We start from the raw sequence: 20,078 nt of genomic DNA, 5'->3' as shown, positions 1-20,078 counted from the left end.
AAACGAACGATTTGATCAGCGCCGCAAGCCCAATCAATGTCTTTGTTGCGAGTACGCCCCTGCAACTGATCAGTTGCTCCGAGGCTCGTTACCACTATGGCTGCAGCTCCGAAAAAACACTGCTCATCATTGCTAGACCTGATAATCGCGAGACCGAGGGACAAATGGCTTTCCTGGCCGAGGCGTTGGGCTGGCAGGGCATCGAAACCATCTATCTTAAAAAGAGTTCCTTTTACCTTCGTCTGGGGTCAGTTGCCAGGAGTCTCTCAAAGCGAACTATTGAGAGGTTGTTTATCGGAAACAAATCCAGCTGGATTCACGAAGTGTTTTATCGGGGATTCGACAGCGAACAGCTGATTTTCGTGGATGACGGCCTGGCAACAGTAACCTATTACCATGCAATTCACGACGAGGGCATCGCCTCCCGGATTTCACCGGCCAAGAAGCGACTTTTGCGAACCATGGGGATCAGGATCCATCGTGTTGTTCCGGAGGTGATCGCATTCTTCACCTTCTTTCCGTTACCGAACTCCGAGCTTGTCCAGGTGCGTGTTCACGATTTCCCGGTGTTTCGTAAAACTTTCAAAAAAACGCCCTGTGACAATAGCCAGACGCCCATGGTCGGGTTCCTTGGCCAACCCTTTGGTGGTGAGGATCGGCTTCAGCAATTGAAACTGCAAATCCAGCACGTGGTGGAGCGTCATCCTGATAGCCGCGTGGTGTACTTCATGCACCGAAAGGAAAGCAGGGAAGAGTTGGAGGCTTTGCTGGCGGAATTTCCGCTCGAGATACGGCAGGCCGGTCGTCCGATCGAGGTCGAAGTGGCCCTGTCCGGGGAAATCTATCTCGCTTTCTACAGCTTTGCTTCAACCGCTCTGTTTACCCTGAAAAAGATATTCCCGGAAATCCGGGTGTTCCAGATCGATGATGCCGCTCTGGGCGCCCGGCTCCCTTACTATGACGAAATAAGGCGTATGTTCGGGAGCGTCGGCGTGGAAACGACGCTCCTTCGGGGGTCACGACTTTTCGAAGCGGGCCGGCCGGTCCAGAGTCCATAACCCTGCATATTTGTTGAACGTTACCTGTGCGTAAGTCACAGCGGTAAGATAGCCCACAGCACCGTCCAGAAACCCGAACCGGATAAAGTACACCTGCACGAATGTCATCAGGCCCCGCAGGGTGGGGTAGATCATGGTGCGGGTCTTCTTGCCTTTGCGATGTTTCTCCAGTGAGCCAAGCCATGCGTACTTGGCGCTTTTTTCCAGCGAGTGGCCGAAATCCCTGTGTGTATAGTGTGTCAGGCGGCCCCTTAGGGTTTTGATCTTGCGTCCGGACGGAATCAGTATCCGCTCGTGTACGAGGGCGTCCGAAAAGCTTACTCCCTCGCGACGGAACAGCCGGAGGGGGGCTCGGCCGCTGCGCCCGAAATCCAGGCGGCTGCCGTAGATCGTTACGGCCCAGGGAAGCTTGTACGCGTCCGCGTCAGGATCTGCCAGGTGATCGTTGATCTCCCTTGCCAGCTCGGGTGTGACACGCTCATCGGCATCCAGTGACAGCACCCACTCTCCTGTCGCTTTCTCGAGAGCTCGCTGTTTCTGGATGCCAAAGCCAGGCCAGTCTGTGACTTCGACAACATCTGCAAGCTCTCTGGCCAGTTCCACCGTTCTGTCAGTACTGCCGCTATCCAGAACGATAATTTCGTCGGCAACCAGCCTTGCGGACTTCAAGCAGTCGGTGATGTGGTCTTCTTCGTTTTTCGTGATGATAGTGGCAGACACCTTGCGGGCCCTGTTTCGAACATAGGACGCACTCAACTCTGTAAACATGGCCGAGGCGATGGAGCTAACAGCCAGCAGATAGAAGGTGAGGAACAAAGTCCGATTGAAGGTGGCTTCGGTCAGGCCAAAGAAAAAGTATCCAAGGGATACCATGCAGCCAGCCGCCGCAAGGTGCGCCGTGGCTGCGTGGCGGCTGGACAGGTTTCTGCCAAAGATGGCCAGCGGAATGAAAATAAGCAGGGCCCAGCTGAGAATGCCGGGAATACCGCTGGTTGCGGCATTGTTCAGCAGATCGTTATGCGCATGCCCCGTGCAACAGTCCAGGAAATGCTCTGGCAGATTGCCCGCGGCAACTTCCGATTCTATGCGGTGGGTATAGCCACCAAGGCCAGCGCCCGACCAGGGGCTTTCTCTGAGCATGTTCAGCGCCTGCCCCCAGACCTCCAGACGAATTTCCATGCCGGAGTCCAGTTGGCCATCATGTAGCAGTCCATTGAGCGAGCTGGACATGCGGTCGCTGGTAATAATCGCGCCGGCGACGAGCATTGGCACGACAATCAATCCGGCAATTCGAAGTCTTTTACCGACTAGTGGTGTCAGCCCAACCAGAAGGAAGGGTAGAGCTACCAGATTGCTGCGGGTTTCCGACAACATGGAAATGAGAACGGCCGCCGTTCCACCGATAAAAAACAGTACCGCCAGGCCCCCCCTTTTTTTCCGGACAAAAAACATGGCAGCGACGATCGTCAACATGCCCCCCAGGAGGGCGAGATTGCCAAAGCTGATAGGGTTGATTCCACCGCCAAAACGGGAATTCAAGACCTGACCAAGCGCGCCCTGGCGGGCAGCAATGGTCACCAGAAAAATCCCGATGACAGACACGGCTACCAGTCCGATGGCGGCGAAAGTCGTGCGGGCGCCAATCCGTGCATAGCTGATGGCAACAATCAGGGGCCAGAACAGGATGAACCGGGCGTGCGTGCCCAGGGTTTTTCCACCCTCGTAATCAAACCCTTCAAGGGCCCAGGACAGAAAACTCACCAGCACGAAGAACCAGAAGGAAAAGTGAAGCAGCCTGAGCTCTTTGGGTTTGTCCCAGCCGTCTTTATACAAAGATTTGCGGGCACTGAGCACCATTCCGGCAATCGCTAGCAAGAGAGTCGCGCCGGCCAGGATGCTTGAGGACAGGAGCGCGCCGCCGAGCCCGATGATCAGCAGCGCATGAAAGGCGAGTCTGGGGTTCAACATACTCGGTCCGGATTATAGGGGTTGATTTCGCCGGGCGGCCGATGTCGCATACGCTTGTATTCCCATTGATACTGCTCGGGGATTTCTCGCACGCATTGCTCAATCGCGTGATTCATGGCACTGGTCGCGGCAACAGGATCCTTGTCACCGAGGCCCGGGCCGGTCTCACGTACAACGATCCGGAACCCGGAAGCGTCGGGCAGGCGCTCGGCATAAGTAATCAGCACGTTGGCACCGGTGCGCTGAATCAGCTTGGATACGAGAGTCATGGTTTTCACTTCCATGCCGAAGAAAGGCGCAAAGGCGTTGCCCTTTCCGCGGGGCGACTGGTCCGGCAGGATTCCGGCAACCCCGCCTTCCCGAAGAATCGAGGCGAGCCTGGCCAGGCCGCGGCGGTCGCCCCGGACCAGCTCCGAGCCAAGTCGCCCGCGTACCTTGATCATGTAGTCCTCGAACTCGGGCATATTCGGCGGACTATAGAGCGCTGCCATTTTGTAGCGTGAGGAAAAGAACAACCCGGCGAGCTCCCAGTTACCGAGGTGCGGCGCCAGGAGAATCAGGCCTTTGTCGCCGGCCATGGCCTCGTCGATAAGATCCAGGCCTTCGGTTTCCCGGATCAGGCCAAGGCATTTCTCCACCGGCCACTCCCACATCAAGGGCACCTCGAGCATGGTCATGCCGGTCTGGGCCAGGGATCTCTTTGACATAACCGCGCGTTCGGTGTCTGAAAGTTCGGGGAGGCAAATGGACAGGTTAATGTCGGTTACTTGGCGAGATTTGGTGGGCAATCGCCATACCAGATAACCGACGAAACGACCTACCCTCTGGGCACCGGCAAGGGATAGCCAGCCGGCAATCCTGAGCAGCCCGGCGATGATGAAATACTTGAGCTTGCTCATTTCCTACCGTACCGATCCTCGTAACGAACAATGTCGTCTTCACCCAGGTAAGAGCCGGACTGAACTTCGATCAGTTCCAGGTCGATGACGCCCGGATTCTCCAACGAGTGCACCTGACCAACCGGAATGTAGGTGGACTGGTTCTCGGTGACCAGGTAGGTTTTCTCGCCGTTGGTGACCCGGGCCGTGCCGCTTACCACGATCCAGTGCTCGGCGCGATGGTGATGCATCTGCACGGAGAGCTTGGCGCCGGGTTTCACAGTGATGCGTTTGACCTGATAGCGGGCACCGTTGTCGATGGAATCGTAGACGCCCCAGGGGCGGTAGACTTCCCGATGGTTCATGTGTTCGTGGCGGCCATCGGTTTTTATCCGTTCCACCACGGTTTTGACGTCCTGAACACTGTCTTTATGGGCGACCAGCAGGGCATCCTTGGTTTCGATAACCACCAGGTTGTCCACACCAACGGTGGCCACCAGCCGGCTATCGGCACGGATCAGCGTGTTGGCGGTGTTATGGGTGATCACGTCGCCGGTCAGGCTGTTGCCGGCCGCGTCCTTGTCACTGACTTCCCATAGCGCGGACCAGGAGCCAATATCGCTCCAGCCGGCATCCAGGGAAACCACGGCGGCCTTGTCGGTCTTCTCCATGACGGCGTAGTCCACCGAGTCTGACGGGCATTCGGCGAAGCGTTCGGCGTTGATTCGCGTGAAGTGCAGGTCATCGGCGGTGTCTGCGATGGCGGCACGGCACGCGGCCAGGATATCAGGGCGATGGGCTTCCAGCTCCTCGAGGTACTGACGGGCACCAAACAGGAACATTCCGCTGTTCCAGAGGTACTCTCCGGAATCGAGGTAACCATTGGCGGTCGCCTGGTCCGGCTTTTCGACAAACTTGTCCACCAGGTAGCTGTCAGGGCCCAGTTCGGTGCCTCGATGAATGTAGCCGTAGCCAGTTTCAGGATGGTTAGGGACAATGCCGAAGGTGACCAGCTTCCCTTCCCGCGCCAGCGGAATGGCTTTCTTCACCCCTTCCTGAAAGGCGGTGACGTCCTTGATCAGGTGGTCGGCTGCCAGCACCAGCATCAGGGGATCATCGGCACCGCTTTCTGCAGCCTCGGTCAGCTGCAGCGCTGCCAAGGCAATCGCCGGCGCCGTATTCCGGCCACAGGGCTCCAGAATGATCCGCGTATCCTCGTGGCCGGATTGCCGCATTTGTTCCGCAGCCAGGAACCGGTGTTCCTCGTTGCAGATCAGAAGAGGGTTTGCTGCGTCCATGCCCTCAAGCCGCGCAACGGTGGCCTGCAACATCGACAGGGGGCCGTTGGTCAGTTTCAGGAACTGCTTCGGATTCAGCTGGCGCGACATCGGCCAAAGGCGTGAGCCGGTACCGCCAGCCATAATGACGGGGTGAATCATCTGTACACTCCGGGCTTGAGTTAGAGAATGCCAAGAAAAACATCAAAATCAGGCGCGCCATCTTATCATAAGGCAACCATGATATTGTTTTGACCAGTCCGTAAACTGATTGCCCGATACCAGGAATTTTGATGAAGCTACCGTTATCCGTTTATTACATCACCCAGGATGAAGAACTGCGATTGCCGGAATCCCTCGCAAAGGTTTCCGGCTGGGTTGATGAGATTATCGTAGTCGATTCCGGAAGTATTGACCGAACCCGTGACATTGTTGAAGCGGCGGGTGCCCGTTTTGTTCATAACGACTGGCAGGGGTTTGCCTGCCAGAAAGCCTTTGCTGCAAGCCTTTGTCGTAATGACTGGGTGCTGGACCTGGATGCGGATGAGGTGCTATCGGACGAGCTTGTGGCCAACATCCAGGACCTGTTTTCAAAGCCGATTGACCCGGCCATTGCGGGATTCCGGATGCGCTGGGTGCTGTCCCAGCCGGATCCCCGGCATCCGTTCCGCCATGATAAATCGAAGAAGATCCTCAGGCTCTACAATCGTAACAAGGCAGTGATTGAGCCCGAAAAAGACAGCAACAATGACCGGCCGCAGGTGAAGGCTGGCCGGGTTGTGGATTTAAAGGGCGATGTGTTGCACCGCACGCTGATTTCTCTGGAGCAGATGGAGCGCAAGTACTGCCAGTTGTCGACGGAGCAGGCCCGCTTTATCGCCGCAAAGGGACGGCGAATTTCCAGCCCCCGCCTGTTTGCCGAGTTTCCCCTGAAGTTCCTGAAATATTACCTGCTGCACCGCCAGATCCTGAACGGTTGGTTTGGTCTAAGCGTTGCCATTACCGCAGCCAACAGGAACTTCATGCGCTTGGCCAAGGCTCGGGAGATGCAGATGCTATCCGAATTTGAGAGGGAAAATACCCGGTAGGTCTCTGCCGAATACAGCGGACATCAGGTGCCTCGTTGCTCGCCCATTGCCCTCAGGTACAGCGCTTCCGTTTGCTCCCCCATGGCGTTGATCGTGAGAGTTTTACGGGCAAAATCCATGGCGGGCTGCTCGCTCTGTTTCAGTGTTTCCAGATCAGAGAGCGCTCGTGTTATCAGTTCGGCAAGGTCCCGATCCCGATGCCCTGCGCTGAGAGACGATTCTGGAAGAATATCCCGCGGTCCGGACACCGGAGTGGAGACCACTGGGCAACCACTGAGAAGGGACTCCGCCAGTACATAGGGAAAGCCTTCCCGTTCGGAACTGATCACCGTCAATTCGGCCTTGTCATAGACGGGCGCCAGATCCTCCCTGAACCCTGCCAGAGTGACCGACTGTTCCAGTTTAGACTGACGGATGAACTTTTCCAGCTGTGACCGTTGGCTGCCCTCGCCGAAAATAGTGAGATGGCAGCGATGAGTGGAGTCGCCGAGCATGGCCCATGCTCGGATCAGCGCATCAAAACCTTTAACGGTTTCGAGTCGTCCCACGGCGATGACATTGGTGACTCCTGACGGTAGCTTCGGGCCGTCGTCAGTTTTAATTCCTTGGCCCTTGCAGTTCACGCCGTTATAGATCAAGTGTTTTCGGGGATGTCGCAGGGCTGCCAGAATTTGGGGGCTTACGGCAATGACCTCATCAAGTCGATCAAATGCCTTATGGTTGGACTTGGTGCCGTGCACCGTGCCGATTCGCACGCGGACAAGGTTTCCGGTTTTCGCCGCGAGTTGTGCAGCCTTGTTGCCTTGGGCGTGCAGAATATCAGGTGCTATTTCTCGAAGTCGCCGGCGGAGGGCCAGTTGGAGCCAGAGGTTCCGTCGCCCCAGTTGAACGGGCAGCGCATGAAAGTGGATGCCGGAATGAAATCTATCCCGGTAGTCTTTGTGAGCCACTACATGGACGCAATGCCCCCGTCTGGCCAGGTTGGCTGCCAGATCGGCGGTGTGTTTTTCCATGCCGCCCCAGGTTGTGCCGGGCGTGGCAATCAGAAGGGCGATCGTAAATCGGGGCGGTGAGGTCATGATCGACTTGCGGCATTCTGAAGCACCGTCTCGTAAACGGCCAGGCTCGCTTCTGTTTGTGCCTCCAGGCGGAACCGGTAGGGGATCTCAATGGCCGGAGGCCCGGCATCCAACATCCGGGAAACGGCCTTTGCGAACTCCTCCACGTTATCCGGCGCCACCAGGCCTTCCCGGAAGCACGCCTGCAGTGTTTCCGCCGCCCCGCCACGATTATAGGCCACGACCGGTGTTCCCGAAGCCAGGGCTTCGGTCACTGTCCGGCCAAAGGGTTCCGGTTTGGTGCTCATATGGCAGACCACATCGGCGAGCAGGTACAGCGTGGTCATGTCATTGCGCTGGCCGAGAAAGCTGACCTTGTCGGTCAGGTCCAGGCGTGCCCGCTCCTTTTCCAGTTCATCCAGGAAGTGCTCTTTGCCGGGCTCCGCGCCACCGACAATGATGCCATGGCAATCGGGCCGCTCGCGCACCAGCTTCGCCATCATGGCCAGGAAATCCAGTTGGCCTTTCCAGCGGGAAATCCGTCCGGGCATCATGATGATTTTCTTGCCGGCAAGCTGCGGATACTGACGGAACCAGCGGTCCAGCCATTGCTGGCTAAGTTCACGTTGGTGGAACGCATCCACATCGACACCACGCTGAATAACCGTCAGCTTCTCCGCCGGAACGGGGTAGTTGTTCATCACGTAGTCCCGCACACACTGGGACACAGCAATGATGTGATCGGCGCGGGTCATGATGGCGCTGTAGGGTGTTACCGAATACATGCCGTGGAATGTGGACACAACCGCCGGGCGTTCCCGTTTCGGGATGCTTTTCAGAGCCAGGAAGATAATCCAGGCGGGCATGCGCGAGCGGACATGAACGATGTCCGGCTTCAGTTCAAGAAGCAGTTTTCGCATCGGCAGGATTTGCCCGAAGGACGCCGGATTTTTCCGGTGAATCGGCATGAAAATATGCTTTGAACCCTGTCCCCGCAGTTGTTCCGCCATGGGTCCGCCCTTGGAGACGACAAAGGATTCGTGGCCGCGTTTGACGAGGTCTGCAGCGAACTCTACGGTACCTCTTTCTACACCGCCGCTGTACAGCGCTGGAAGTGCCTGAAGAATTCTCAAGGCTGGGCCCCCTTGGGCAGGCGTTGATTGGTTTTGTGGCTCTTTGGCAGTAACCCGTTTTCGATGACCCATAGGGCTGCGCGATTGGCTTCCCAGAGCGACTGGTTGTGGTCGGCCCTGCCGGCCATGACGCTGGCGTGATCCGTCCACTTGGCAACATAGCCGTCCCGGACCAGCCGTTCCACTCCGTCCACGACCCGGCTGCCGGGTCTCGCCGCCAACTCGAAAAGGCCCGTTGGCACTCCGGAGGTTGCCGCCTCGCAAACCATGGACATGCTGTCGGGAGTCACCCAGACCGCCCGTGAGGCGGAAAGTTGATGGCTTAGCCAATCCTCGTGGGTCTGCTGGGGGTGAACAACGGTGATCCGCACTCCGGCCATGTCGTCGAGGCGGTCCTGCAGGGGCTCCGGTGTTCGCCGTGAGGTGCTGATGGTCCAGCGCCAGTCAGGGTACTGACCGATCAGGTGGGATATCTGGCCCAGGACGACATCGTCGTCCCAGTCGAAGTGCGGCGAAGGCCCGCCTATGAGTAATAACGCTTCCCGTTTCTCGGTGATTCTGGCCAGGGGTGTGATGGTGTTCAGAACGCCTTCGGTTAACAGCACCCGCGGGCCTGGTTGGACGCGATCATGGGCTGGAATCAGGGCGCCGCTGACCAGAGACAGCGGAAACGCGGGCTTCATGATGACCAGCGTTCGGGTCCCGCGACGTTTTCGCAGCGCAAGCAGTAATCGATGCGTGCCGGACCCTGCCGCGACGACAAGATCGGGGCGAGGCAGTGACGCCTCCATACGTGGCGAAGAGGCCAGCAATGCCCGCCACAGAGGTACCTCTACGGTGGAGGCATCAACCCAGTAGGTGCTTGCTCCCGCCAGGACGCGAAGCCGGTTGCCAAGCCCCTTCAGCTGATTCCGGTGACCCGGCTTGTTGTCGGTCAGAAGCCACACCACCGGAGTGGATGCATCCTGCGTTCTGGGCTCGGGTTTGGCCATGGTGTTCCGGCATGTATTGCCGGCCTCCGTGTTGCCTGAGTTCGTTATTACCGGCGTTTGTAGAATCCCGGATCGTTCTCATCAGGGCGGGTCTTGAAGCGCCGGTGCATCCACAGATATTGATCCGGGGCGCGCCGCACTTCTCGCTCGATAGTCTGGTTGATCAATGTTGCATCCTGAAGATCGTCCCCGCTGGGAAAGCTCTCAAGGGCAGGATGGAAGTAGATGTCGTAACCCGGACCATCGTCACGTCGGAAATGACTGAACGGGACGACCTTGCAGCCGCTGCGCTCCGCGATCCTGGACGTAGCGGTAATCGTGCCCGCCGGTATTCCGAAGAAGGGCGCAAAGACAATATCCTTGCGGCCGTAATCCTGATCGGTGGCATACCAGACGGCCCGGTTTTTCTTAAGGCTGCGAAACAGGCCCCGGAGGTCCTTGGCGCCGAGCACGTTGCCATACCGGCGTTCACGGGCTCTCGTCATCACGGCGTTCATCAAAGGGTTGTTATGGTCCCGCTGCATCACGTCTGCTTCAATGAACTCGGTCACCAGGCTCCCGCCCAGATCCAGAGTGCTGTAATGGCCTCCCAGTAATAAAACGCCTTTGCCCTGCGCCAGAGCATGCTCGAAATGCTCAAGGCCATGGACCTGTGTGATGCCTGTCAGTTTGGCTGGATCGCGGAACCAGGCGATGCCAATTTCCAGCAAGCCAATACCATTGGCAATAAACGCTTTCCGAACCAGCGCAGATTGCTGAGCGGCCGTGAGTTCCGGGAAGCACAGCCGAATGTTCACCTCGGCGATGTGCCGACGTTCCCGGGCAAGGCGGAACGCCAGCAGTCCCGCCAGTTTGCCCAGCCACCACTGAACGCGTATTGGCAGCCGGGACACACACCACATCAAAAAGACTCCCAGCCAGGTGGGCCACCATCGGGGATGGCGGTAGGCCGAGTAATCCGTGTTTCGCGGTATTTTGCGGTATTTCGTTTTCACGTAAAGCCGGTCCTGCAAAGTCTGAATCGATTGATGGTGGCACAATGGCCCGAGCCATCAATCGGAAGCAAATCAATAGGTTTTGCGCTATGATAGCGCACTGTTTTGCCCGGAGTCCTGTGTGCTGCAATTTATCTATTCCCAGCTTATTAGGCTGATTCTGCCGTTCATTCTGCTGCGCCTGTGGTGGAACGGACGTCGAGCTCCGGAACTCAGGCGCAACTGGTACCAGCGCTTGGGCATTGTGCCCCGGGCTAGCGGCACGGTTGTGTGGGTTCATGCTGTCTCGGTGGGTGAAACCATAGCGGCAGCGCCCATGGTTCGACGATTGCTGGCCCGGAACCCGGGTATCACCATCCTGATGACAGCCATGACCGACACCGGCCTGGCCCAGGCACGCAAGATGTTTGGTGATCAGGTGCAGTACGCCTACGCACCCTATGATACGCCGGGCGCCATCCGGCGTTTCCTGGATCGCGCCAGCCCGCGAATACTGGTCATCATGGAAACCGAAATCTGGCCGAACATGATTCGTCAGTGCCGGGCTCGCCGGGTTCCGGTGTTTTTGATCAACGCCCGCCTGTCAGAACGATCCGCCCGGGGCTATGAGCGTATTCGCGGCCTCGCAGCCCCAATCATGCGCAGTATCAGTTGGGTGGCGGCCCAGGCAGAGAAAGACGCCGAGAGGTTTCGGCGAATTGGCGTTGCGCCTGAGAAAGTGGCCGTAACGGGTAGTGTCAAATTTGACGTTGATATCCCTGAAGATGTGCGAGCTGCGGCTATGGCGCTCCGACAGGAGCTGGCGGGGCGGCCAGTCTGGATTGCCGGCAGCACCCACGGCAGCGAAAACGATCAACTGCTGGCGGCTCATGGAAAAGTTTTGGCAGAACATCCAGGCGCTCTGCTGATCCTGGTTCCGAGACACCCCGACCGCTTTGAGCCTGTGGCAGAAAAAGCGGTCAAGGAGGGGCTGACTCTGGCCCGTCGCTCCCTTGGAGAGGGCCCTGCCCAGGCCCAGGTGTATCTCGGAGATACCATGGGGGAGCTGATGATGCTTTACGGCGCCAGTGACCTGGCCTTTGTAGGCGGCTCACTGATCGAGCGCGGCGGCCACAACCCCCTCGAACCCGCCGGATGGGGTATTCCGGTGTTTTCAGGCCCGCATATCTTTAATTTCGAAACTATATACCAGAGCCTGCTGAATGACCGGGGCGTTAAACTGGTTACCGATGCAGATGATCTGGCCGCTCACGTGTCGTCTCTTTTTAGTGACGGTCAGGAACGTGAAGCGATTGGTCAGCGAGCCCTGGAAGTGGTGAACAAGAACCGCGGGGCGTTAGACAAGGTGGTTGATGGGATTATTGAGCGGGTGTGATACATCCGCCCAAAAGATGCGGGCGAGCCTTCGGGCCCGCCCTGGTGGTTACTGGGTAGGATCGTCCAAGGTTTTCTTCTCGTTGGCCAGCGCCCCGATGCCGGGTGCAGCGGCGCTCAGCCAGTTGTTCAGGTCGATCAGGTCCCGAGGGGTCAGGGTTCCGGCGGCCTGTTTGAGCTGAAGCGAGTTGATCAGGTAATCATAGCGGGCGTTGGCGTAATCTCTCAGGGCTACGTAGTAGGCCCGTTCCGCATCCAGTACTTCCACAATATTGCGCGTTCCAACCTCATAGCCGGCGCGGGTGGCGTCGAGGGCGCTGCGGCGAGAGATGATGGTCTGTTCCAGGGCGGAAGCGGTCTCTATATTGTTGTTGACCGTCAGGAACAGGCTCCGGGTATTCACCCGTACGTCCCGGCGCACCGTATTCAGGTCCTGTTCGGCGGCGGTGAGCAGCGAGCGCTGTTCCCGGACGCCGGCCTGGGTGCCGCCGCCCGTGTAGAACGGGATGGTCAGTGACAGTGAGACAATCGATTGGTTGCCTTCTTGCTGAGTAAAAAGGGCGTTCTCCAGACTGGTTTCCTGGTAGGAGGCGCTCAGCTCAAGAGTTGGTAAATGATCAGACTTTGCCGCTTTCAGGCTGGCTTCGCTGGCACTGAACTGTCTCTGGGCCGCCTGAATGGACCAGTTCTGCTCCACGGCGGTTGTTTCCCAGGAAGTTGGATCCATAGGCTCCGGGCGCCCGAGCGGAAAATTCTGCCTGAGATTTTCCATGGCGTCCGGATATTCTCCGGTTAACCGGGCCAGTTGTTCTTTGGCCACATTGAGGTCGTTGTCGGCGGCGATGCGCTGGCTTCTGGCATCGTCGTAGCTGGCACGCGCCTCATAGACTTCGGTGATGGCAATGAGCCCCACGTCAAACCGTTCCTGGGCCTGTTCGTACTGGCGCTGGATGGCCGTTTCAGTTGCTTTGGCGGTTGTGACGGTGTCTTTGGCGCGCAAGACATCGAAGTAGGCGGTTGCTACATCAAGAATCAGCTGTTGCTGGGCCAGGTTGTACTGGGCCTCGGCCGCCTCGGTCTGGAACTGGCTGGCCTCATAGCTGAACCAGTCTTGAGCCCGGAACAGTGGCTGAGTCAGTTCGATTCCGTAGCGGTAGGTGCGATAACTGTCTCCCGAGAAGAGTTGCCGCGTCAGTTCATCGGCGTTTGCCCCCCCGGGTATATTCCTGGGCTCGAAACTTGTGTAGCTTGCTGACCCAACCGCCGAGATTTTGGGCAGCAGGGCGCTCTTGCTGACATCGCTGGTTGCCTGCTGTGCCTGGAACTGCGCCAGGGACGAGGCAATGCCGGAGTCATAGGACAGTGCCTTTTCATAGGTTTCCATCAGATCCAGAGAGAACGCAGGCTGGGCTGCGAGCAGGCTGATCAATCCTGGAAGTAAACGCTTATTCATTGCTTCTCCTGACAAACTATCTCCGGGTATCCCTGATCTGGATAGGGGGTTCGGAAGGCATGTATTCAAGGTATGGGCCGGTGCCGACGGTGACCCAAAGGTATTGGTTGCTCATTATGGACAATAAACGCCTCCGCCTCTACACTTGCAGAGTTCACTCATTTTGTGAGCAGTTCGCGTCTTGACGGGGTGCTGATACACCGAAAACCGGTGGTTGGCTGAGATTGCAGTGCGGAACCCGCAACCTGATCCGGATAATGCCGGCGTAGGGATTAAGACCATTCAAAACGTGCTGGTTCCAGCCTCTTCCGTACCGGAAGGCCCGTCATACGCGACCCGACAACCCTCCAATACCGGGAGCAGACCATGACGGACTTGCCAGCCTATCTCAGTGAATCCGCAGCGGCGGATTCCGCCGCCATCAAACCATTATCAGGCTCACGAAAAGTATACGTGCAGGGTAGCCGATCCGATCTGCGGGTACCTATGCGGGAAATTACCGTGCAGGACACGCCCACGGAGATGGGCGGCGAGCCGAACCCTCCGGTGGTTGTGTACGATACGTCCGGCCCGTACACAGATCCTGAAGCTGCTATTGATCTTCGTAAAGGTCTCAAACAAGTCCGCGCCGCCTGGATCGCCGAACGCGGTGATGTGGAGCAGCTTCCGGACTACTCTTCCGGGTTCACCCGCCGCCGCATGAAAGACCCCCAGCTTGACCCGCTGAGGTTCATGGACGAGCGAAAACCGCTACGGGCCAAACCTGGCCAAAACGTTTCCCAGATGCACTACGCCCGGCAGGGTATCGTGACCCCGGAGATGGAGTACATCGCCATCCGTGAAAACATGAAGCTGCAGGAGGCCCGGGAACAGGGTCTGCTGAAAGACCAGCATCCCGGACAGTCCTTCGGTGCGGGCCTGCCGGACCAGATTACCCCCGAATTCGTCCGGGACGAAGTGGCTCGCGGCCGCGCCATTATCCCCGCGAACATCAATCACCCGGAATCCGAGCCGATGATCATTGGCCGTAACTTTCTGGTGAAGATTAACGGCAACATTGGCAACTCAGCGGTCAGCTCCTCCATTGAGGAAGAAGTCGAGAAACTGACCTGGGGCATCCGCTGGGGCGCCGATACCATCATGGACCTGTCTACCGGCAAGAACATTCACGAGACCCGGGAATGGATCATCCGCAACTCCCCGGTACCCATCGGCACCGTGCCGATTTACCAGGCCCTGGAAAAAGTCGGCGGCGTGGCCGAGGACCTGACCTGGGAAATCTTCCGGGATACCCTGATCGAACAGGCCGAGCAGGGCGTGGATTACTTCACCATCCATGCGGGCGTCCGCCTGCACCATGTGCCTATGACTGCCAAGCGCACCACAGGCATCGTCTCCCGGGGTGGTTCGATCATGGCCAAATGGTGCCTGGCTCACCACAAGGAAAGCTTCCTGTACGAGCACTTCGAAGACATCTGCGAAATCATGAAAGCCTACGATGTCTCTTTCAGCCTTGGCGACGGCCTGCGCCCCGGCTCCATCGCCGACGCCAACGACGCAGCCCAGTTCGGCGAACTGGAAACCCTCGGTGAGCTCACCAAGATCGCCTGGAAACACGATGTGCAGTGCATGATTGAAGGCCCCGGCCATGTGCCCATGCATCTGGTGAAAGAGAATATGGACAAGCAGCTCGAATGTTGCGACGAAGCGCCGTTCTACACCCTGGGCCCGCTGATTACCGATATTGCGCCGGGCTACGATCACATCACGTCCGGTATTGGTGCCGCCATGATCGGCTGGTATGGCTGCGCCATGCTTTGCTACGTCACACCCAAGGAGCACCTTGGCCTGCCCAACAAGGATGATGTGAAAACCGGTATCATCACCTACAAGATCGCCGCCCACGCCGCGGACCTGGCGAAGGGGCACCCGGGTGCCCAGATTCGCGATAATGCGCTCTCCAAGGCCCGTTTCGAATTCCGTTGGGAAGACCAGTTCAACCTCGGTCTGGACCCGGATACGGCTCGCGCCTACCACGATGAGACCCTGCCGAAGGAATCCGCCAAGGTGGCGCATTTCTGTTCCATGTGCGGACCGAAGTTCTGCTCCATGCAGATTTCCCAGGAAGTTCGGGATTATGCGAAGGAGCACGGCCTGGATGAGGTGTCGGCAGTGGATGCCGGCATGCAGGAGAAATCCCGCGAGTTCGTGGAGTCCGGGAGTAAGCTTTACGACAAGGTTTGAACTTGAAGTAATACCCAACTAAAGGCTATCGTTCCAAGTCGATTCAACGACCGGACAAAAAATGGCCAAACCGTTCCAGTTCAACGCCGACGACGTCAACGTCGAAAAACGTGAAACCGTCTTCCAGGGCTTCTTCCGCATGGATAAGCTCTGGTTGACCCATCCGCGTTTTGACGGCCGGGACATGCCGGTGTTTACCCGAGAACTCTTCATTCGTGGCGATGCCACCTGTGTACTTCCCTACGACCCGGAACGGGACGAGGTAGTCCTTCTTGAGCAGTTCCGTCTTGGTGCCCTGGGTCGTGACCAGTCGCCGTGGCTGCTGGAGCTGGTGGCTGGTATGAACGAAGACGGCGAGAGCCCTGAAGAAGTCGCTCAACGCGAGGGCCAGGAAGAGGCCGGACTTACCTTTGAGCCGCTGGAAAAAATCTGCGATTACCTGGTGTCACCCGGCGGCAGCACGGAAATGATTCACCTTTATTGCGGGTGTGTCAGCACCGCGGATGCCGGTGGTCTGTATGGTATGGAACATGAACATGAGGATATCCGTGCCCATGTGGTGTCATCCGACGACGCCATAGCGATGATCCACGATGGTCGCATCAACAACGCGGCCGCCATTATAGCCCTGCAGTGGCTCGAGCTGAATCGGGCCCGTTTGAGGAAAGGGTGGCAGTGATGGGCGAGTGGACCATGAAACCCAGGCGGTATGTTCCGGATCTCAGACAGCTCGGCGCCTTGTGTGACGGAAACTATCAGCGGCTCCGTAAGCTGAGGCAGCTGGAGGTGGACGGCAAGCCCGTGTGCGAGTTCGAGCTGCATCGGGAGAACCACTACCTGGGACGAGTCCGGATTCAGGTGCTCCAGACAGCAAAGTTCACCGAAACCCTGTTGCTTGAGCAGGTCCATAATTCCGGTCGTTGGTTAAACAACCCTCAAATGACCGTACGGGTCTACCACGACGCCAGCATGGCGGAAGTGATCAGCTGCTACCGTGATCGCCAGATTGCTCCCGTCAACGATTACCCCAATCGCTTCATGCACCATCCGGATGAAAAGGTCCAGGTCAACGGCTTCCTCGCCGATTGGCTGGATTACTGTCTCAGGTTTGGTCACCTGCCCATGGAACATGCAGCCTGGTCTGCCGGCGAAGGCGTCGACTGAGGCGGTTCGATACACGCTTATCCTGTACTAAAGTGGTGTGGCTATGGCGCACCGATGTGCCATAGTTGTCAAAAATTGCAATATATCGTCTAAGCCTTGCCAGAATGTGACCCGGGTTCGATTCGAAAGTGATAAATCTGTGAATCGGCGTCGTACACTTGTTATCAGACCACGTATTGCCAGCGAGTAGATCCAGAACGCCATGACCACGAAGGAAAAAAACCGGCCACTGCGGGTACTGCAGCTGACTGATCCGCACCTGATGGCGCGTGCCGACGGAGATCTGTTGGGCGTTAGAACCCGGGAAAGCCTGCAGGCGGTTATTGCAGAGGTATTGAAAGTGCACGGTCAGCCGGATCTGATTCTGGCTACCGGGGATCTCGCTCAAGACGGGTCGGTGGAAGCGTACCGAGTCTTTGGTGAGAGCCTGAAGTCTTTCTCCTGTCCCTCAGTCTGGATCGCTGGTAATCACGATCATATCGATAACCTGCTCCAGGTTTCTCGCGAGTACAACGCTTCTGATCGTCACGTGATTCAGGGTGGCTGGCAGTTTGTGATGCTGGATTCCTCTGTGCCCGGCAAGGTTTTCGGCGCTTTGGCTGAATCCGAACTGGCGTTCCTCTCGGAGACGCTTGAGCAACATCCGGACATACCGGCAGTGATTGCACTCCATCATCATCCGGTGGATATCGGCTCCGACTGGATGGAGAAAATTGGCCTAACCAATCGCGATGCGTTCTGGCAGGTGCTAGATCGATTTCCTCAGGTCAGGATCGTGTTGTGGGGGCATATCCATCAGGAGCACGAGCGCGAGCGCAACGGCGTGCAGCTGTTGGCCACGCCGTCCACCTGCATCCAGTTTACTTCCGGTTCCAGTAAGTTCTCGGTTGAGGATTTACCGCCCGGTTACCGCTGGTTCGAATTCCACGATTATGGCGACTTCGCAACGGAAGTCCGCCGGGCCGAGGATTTCCAGTTCGAGCTGGATCAGAACAGTTCCGGTTACTGAATACTTTCTCTGAGTTCCCGAGCGGCGGCGACCATGCCTTTCAGGGCAGGGCGGACCTCCTCCCACTGACGGGTCTTCAGGCCACAGTCTGGGTTCACCCATAGCCGCTCTGCTGGTATCCGCTCTGCCGCCTTTATCATCAATGATCGAATCTGCTCGCTGTCGGGAATATTCGGCGAGTGTATGTCATAGACACCGGGCCCGATGTCGTTCGGGTAATGGAAACCACGGAAGGCATCGAGAAGCTCCATGTCCGACCGGGAGGTCTCGATGGTAATCACATCAGCGTCCATCCGGGCGATGGCTTCGATAATGTCGTTGAACTCCGAATAGCACATGTGGGTGTGGATCTGGGTTTCGTCTCGAACGCCGTTGGCAGATATCCGGAATGACTCGATGGCCCAGTCCAGATAGTTCTTCCAATCGGCTTGCCGCAGCGGCAAGCCCTCCCGAAGGGCGGCTTCATCGATCTGGATAATTCGGGCGCCCGAGGCCTCCAGATCCAGCACCTCCTCCCGGATGGCCAGTGCCAGTTGAAGGCAGGTCTCTCGCCGTGGCTGGTCGTCCCGCACGAACGACCAGTTGAGGATGGTGACAGGTCCGGTCAGCATGCCCTTCAGAGGCTTTTTCGTGAGCGACTGGGCATAGCGGATCCATTCGACGGTCATGGCTTTCGGGCGAGATATGTCTCCGAACAGGATGGGTGGTTTCACGCATCGCGAGCCGTAGGACTGAACCCACCCGAACTGACTGAAGGCATAGCCGTCCAGTTGTTCGCCGAAATATTCGACCATGTCGTTTCGCTCGGCTTCGCCGTGAACAAGCACATCGAGCCCCAGGGCCTCCTGCTCGACAATGCAGCGACGAACCTCTTCGCGAATCCGGGCGTTGTATTGCGGCTCCGTTAGCTCACCCTTTCGGAACTGCAAGCGGGTCTGGCGGATATCCCGTGTTTGGGGAAAGGACCCGATGGTGGTTGTCGGGAAGCGGGGTAGGCCAAGCTTCCGTTGCTGTATGGCGATGCGGTCCGGGAAACGGCTTTGCCGCTGACCGAGTGCCGGGCTGACGTCGGCGAGACGGGCCTGCACAGAAGCGCTGTGAACTTGTTCGGATGTTGCCCGACTGTTGACGGCTACCGTCGATTCCGCCAGTTGTTCGCGAACGGCCGCTCTTCCATTACTCAACGCTGTGGCGAGAGTCTTCAGTTCATCCAGTTTCTGGACGGCGAATGCCAGCCAGCTGCGGATTTCCGGGTCAAGCTTGTCTTCACTCGTTAGATCGACAGGCACATGAATCAGTGAGCAGGATGGCGCGAGCCAGAGACGATTCCCCAACTTTTCATAGACCGGTTCGAGCCAGTCGAGGGTCTTCTCCAGATCCGATCGCCAGATATTCCGGCCATTGATAACGCCCAAAGAAAGTTGCTTGTGGGGCGGTAGCCAGTCGACCACACGGGGGACTTCCTGTGGGGCACTGATGGCATCGAGGTGCAATCCGGCCACGGGTAATTCACAGGCCAGCTGCAGATTTTCTCGCAATTCACCGAAGTAAGTGGTTACCAACAACTTCGGCGTGCTTGTCTTGAGGTGGTGATAAGCGAGGCTGAAGGCGTGGCGCCAGTCCGCATCCAGGTCGGTCACAAGCGCGGGTTCGTCTACCTGAACCCACTCAACGCCACGGTCTGCTAACAGTTCCAGAAGCTCTGAGTACACGGGCAGTAAAGACTCCAGCAGCAATAGTCGGTCGCTGTCGTCTTTGGCTTTGCCAAGCCAGAGATAGGTGACGGGGCCGATAATCACCGGCTTTGGTGTTAATCCTTGGGCTCGCGCCTCGTCGATCTGATCGATTAGTCGGTTGCCATTGAGTCGAAAGCGGGTGTTTTGGTGGAACTCGGGCACGATGTAGTGATAGTTGGTGTCGAACCATTTGGTCATTTCCCCTGCCTGAACACCACAGCAGGCTGATTCCTGCCCGGAACGCCCCCGGGCTACCCGGAAATAACGGTCGAGTTCGCTGCCTTTGGTGTCGTTCACCCGCTCAGGCAGGTTGCCCAGGGTGACACTCATATCCAGTATCTGATCGTAAAAGGAGAAGTCTCCGACGGGCACTCGGTCCAGTGGGCGTTGGTTCTGCCAATGCCTGCGCCGGAGATCGGCACCGGTAATCTGCAGATCCTCCTCGTTTATCCGGCCTTTCCAGAAGGCTTCCTGGGCAAACTTCAGCTCGCGGCGGGCCCCGATTCGTGGGAAGCCGAGATTGTGGGTGGTTACCATGGTGTGTCCTCTGCTTGATTTCGTGATTTTGAAGAAAGTGCAGAATATCCACCTGGCGGAATGAAAAATAATGGTATTATTTCAGAGATCAATGAATATTGCTCATGCGAAGGG

At 57.6% G+C, this 20,078-nt stretch carries 16 protein-coding genes and 1 riboswitch; of the genes, 7 read left to right on the top strand and 9 right to left on the bottom strand.

Translation table 11 applies throughout. The features are described from left to right. The first annotated feature begins 11 nt into the window (after positions 1 to 11). Positions 12 to 1,058 (top strand): polysialyltransferase family glycosyltransferase, encoded by a 1,047-nt coding sequence (locus AC13DD_RS03820; RefSeq protein WP_273085665.1) that lies wholly within the window; start codon positions 12 to 14, stop codon positions 1,056 to 1,058. Here AC13DD_RS03820 and AC13DD_RS03815 read toward each other — a convergent pair. The 3 genes from AC13DD_RS03815 to AC13DD_RS03805 are packed head-to-tail and all read right to left on the bottom strand — an operon-like array spanning position 1,017 to position 5,343. Beyond that, on the bottom strand, positions 1,017 to 3,026 hold the full coding sequence (locus tag AC13DD_RS03815) for a glycosyltransferase (protein WP_482930868.1): 2,010 nt from the start codon (positions 3,024 to 3,026) through the stop codon (positions 1,017 to 1,019). The genes AC13DD_RS03820 and AC13DD_RS03815 overlap by 42 nt on opposite strands. After that, entirely contained in the window at positions 3,020 to 3,925 is a 906-nt protein-coding gene (locus tag AC13DD_RS03810; RefSeq protein ID WP_014576002.1) for a lysophospholipid acyltransferase family protein, read from the bottom strand. Before AC13DD_RS03810 ends, AC13DD_RS03815 begins: the two co-directional genes overlap by 7 nt. Continuing rightward, the gene (locus AC13DD_RS03805) at positions 3,922 to 5,343 is read right to left on the bottom strand and encodes a mannose-1-phosphate guanylyltransferase/mannose-6-phosphate isomerase (RefSeq protein WP_008170851.1); all 1,422 of its coding nucleotides are present in this window, start codon (positions 5,341 to 5,343) and stop codon (positions 3,922 to 3,924) included. Before AC13DD_RS03805 ends, AC13DD_RS03810 begins: the two co-directional genes overlap by 4 nt. Positions 5,344 to 5,474: 131 nt before the next feature. Between AC13DD_RS03805 and AC13DD_RS03800 the strand changes: the two genes are divergently transcribed. Further along, positions 5,475 to 6,269 carry a glycosyltransferase family 2 protein gene (locus AC13DD_RS03800; RefSeq protein WP_008170849.1) on the top strand — a complete coding sequence of 265 codons (795 nt, stop codon included), beginning with the start codon at positions 5,475 to 5,477 and terminating at the stop codon, positions 6,267 to 6,269. A 23-nt stretch (positions 6,270 to 6,292) separates the two neighbouring features. Here AC13DD_RS03800 and AC13DD_RS03795 read toward each other — a convergent pair whose 3' ends face one another. From AC13DD_RS03795 to lpxL, 4 genes are read right to left on the bottom strand one after another with little or no spacing between them, the layout of a single operon-like run. After that, positions 6,293 to 7,348 carry a glycosyltransferase gene (locus AC13DD_RS03795; RefSeq protein WP_008170847.1) on the bottom strand — a complete coding sequence of 352 codons (1,056 nt, stop codon included), beginning with the start codon at positions 7,346 to 7,348 and terminating at the stop codon, positions 6,293 to 6,295. Then, entirely contained in the window at positions 7,345 to 8,460 is a 1,116-nt protein-coding gene (locus AC13DD_RS03790) for a glycosyltransferase family 4 protein (RefSeq protein WP_053114344.1), read from the bottom strand. Before AC13DD_RS03790 ends, AC13DD_RS03795 begins: the two co-directional genes overlap by 4 nt. After that, complete coding sequence (locus AC13DD_RS03785) at positions 8,457 to 9,452, bottom strand: mitochondrial fission ELM1 family protein (protein ID WP_053114346.1); 996 nt, start codon at positions 9,450 to 9,452, stop codon at positions 8,457 to 8,459. The genes AC13DD_RS03790 and AC13DD_RS03785 overlap by 4 nt, the downstream gene beginning before the upstream one ends. Positions 9,453 to 9,499: 47 nt before the next feature. Beyond that, positions 9,500 to 10,447 carry an LpxL/LpxP family Kdo(2)-lipid IV(A) lauroyl/palmitoleoyl acyltransferase gene (gene lpxL / locus AC13DD_RS03780; RefSeq protein ID WP_075267653.1) on the bottom strand — a complete coding sequence of 316 codons (948 nt, stop codon included), beginning with the start codon at positions 10,445 to 10,447 and terminating at the stop codon, positions 9,500 to 9,502. Positions 10,448 to 10,568: 121 nt separating this feature from the next. Here lpxL and waaA point away from each other — a divergent pair, with 121 nt between their 5' ends. Beyond that, positions 10,569 to 11,822 carry a lipid IV(A) 3-deoxy-D-manno-octulosonic acid transferase gene (waaA, locus tag AC13DD_RS03775; protein WP_008170840.1) on the top strand — a complete coding sequence of 418 codons (1,254 nt, stop codon included), beginning with the start codon at positions 10,569 to 10,571 and terminating at the stop codon, positions 11,820 to 11,822. 48 nt (positions 11,823 to 11,870) lie between these two features. Here waaA and AC13DD_RS03770 read toward each other — a convergent pair whose 3' ends face one another. Beyond that, a complete protein-coding gene (locus AC13DD_RS03770; protein WP_053114350.1) occupies positions 11,871 to 13,274 on the bottom strand; it encodes a TolC family outer membrane protein in 1,404 nt (467 codons plus the stop codon). A 175-nt stretch (positions 13,275 to 13,449) separates the two neighbouring features. Continuing rightward, positions 13,450 to 13,563, top strand: a riboswitch (TPP riboswitch). A 77-nt stretch (positions 13,564 to 13,640) separates the two neighbouring features. Here AC13DD_RS03770 and thiC point away from each other — a divergent pair. From thiC to cpdA, 4 genes are all read left to right on the top strand, one after another. Then, positions 13,641 to 15,518 carry a phosphomethylpyrimidine synthase ThiC gene (gene thiC, locus AC13DD_RS03765; protein WP_053114352.1) on the top strand — a complete coding sequence of 626 codons (1,878 nt, stop codon included), beginning with the start codon at positions 13,641 to 13,643 and terminating at the stop codon, positions 15,516 to 15,518. A 61-nt stretch (positions 15,519 to 15,579) separates the two neighbouring features. Then, positions 15,580 to 16,197: an NUDIX domain-containing protein gene (locus AC13DD_RS03760; protein WP_008170832.1), complete on the top strand. Its 618-nt coding sequence runs from the start codon at positions 15,580 to 15,582 to the stop codon at positions 16,195 to 16,197. Beyond that, positions 16,197 to 16,682, top strand: coding sequence for a DUF1249 domain-containing protein (locus tag AC13DD_RS03755; RefSeq protein WP_008170830.1), 486 nt, complete (start codon positions 16,197 to 16,199; stop codon positions 16,680 to 16,682). The genes AC13DD_RS03760 and AC13DD_RS03755 overlap by 1 nt, the downstream gene beginning before the upstream one ends. A 202-nt stretch (positions 16,683 to 16,884) precedes the next feature. After that, on the top strand, positions 16,885 to 17,691 hold the full coding sequence (gene cpdA / locus AC13DD_RS03750) for a 3',5'-cyclic-AMP phosphodiesterase (RefSeq protein ID WP_008170828.1): 807 nt from the start codon (positions 16,885 to 16,887) through the stop codon (positions 17,689 to 17,691). On the opposite strand, the gene metE is transcribed toward cpdA, so the two are convergent. Further along, positions 17,685 to 19,964, bottom strand: coding sequence for a 5-methyltetrahydropteroyltriglutamate--homocysteine S-methyltransferase (gene metE / locus AC13DD_RS03745; protein ID WP_008170826.1), 2,280 nt, complete (start codon positions 19,962 to 19,964; stop codon positions 17,685 to 17,687). The two genes, cpdA and metE, sit on opposite strands and share 7 nt — an antisense overlap. Positions 19,965 to 20,078 lie beyond the last annotated feature (114 nt).

The sequence above is a fragment of the Marinobacter sp. L-13 genome (genome assembly GCF_056857715.1).
Note: the sequence above shows the minus strand (reverse complement) of the source record. Positions and strands in the feature narration are given on the sequence as shown.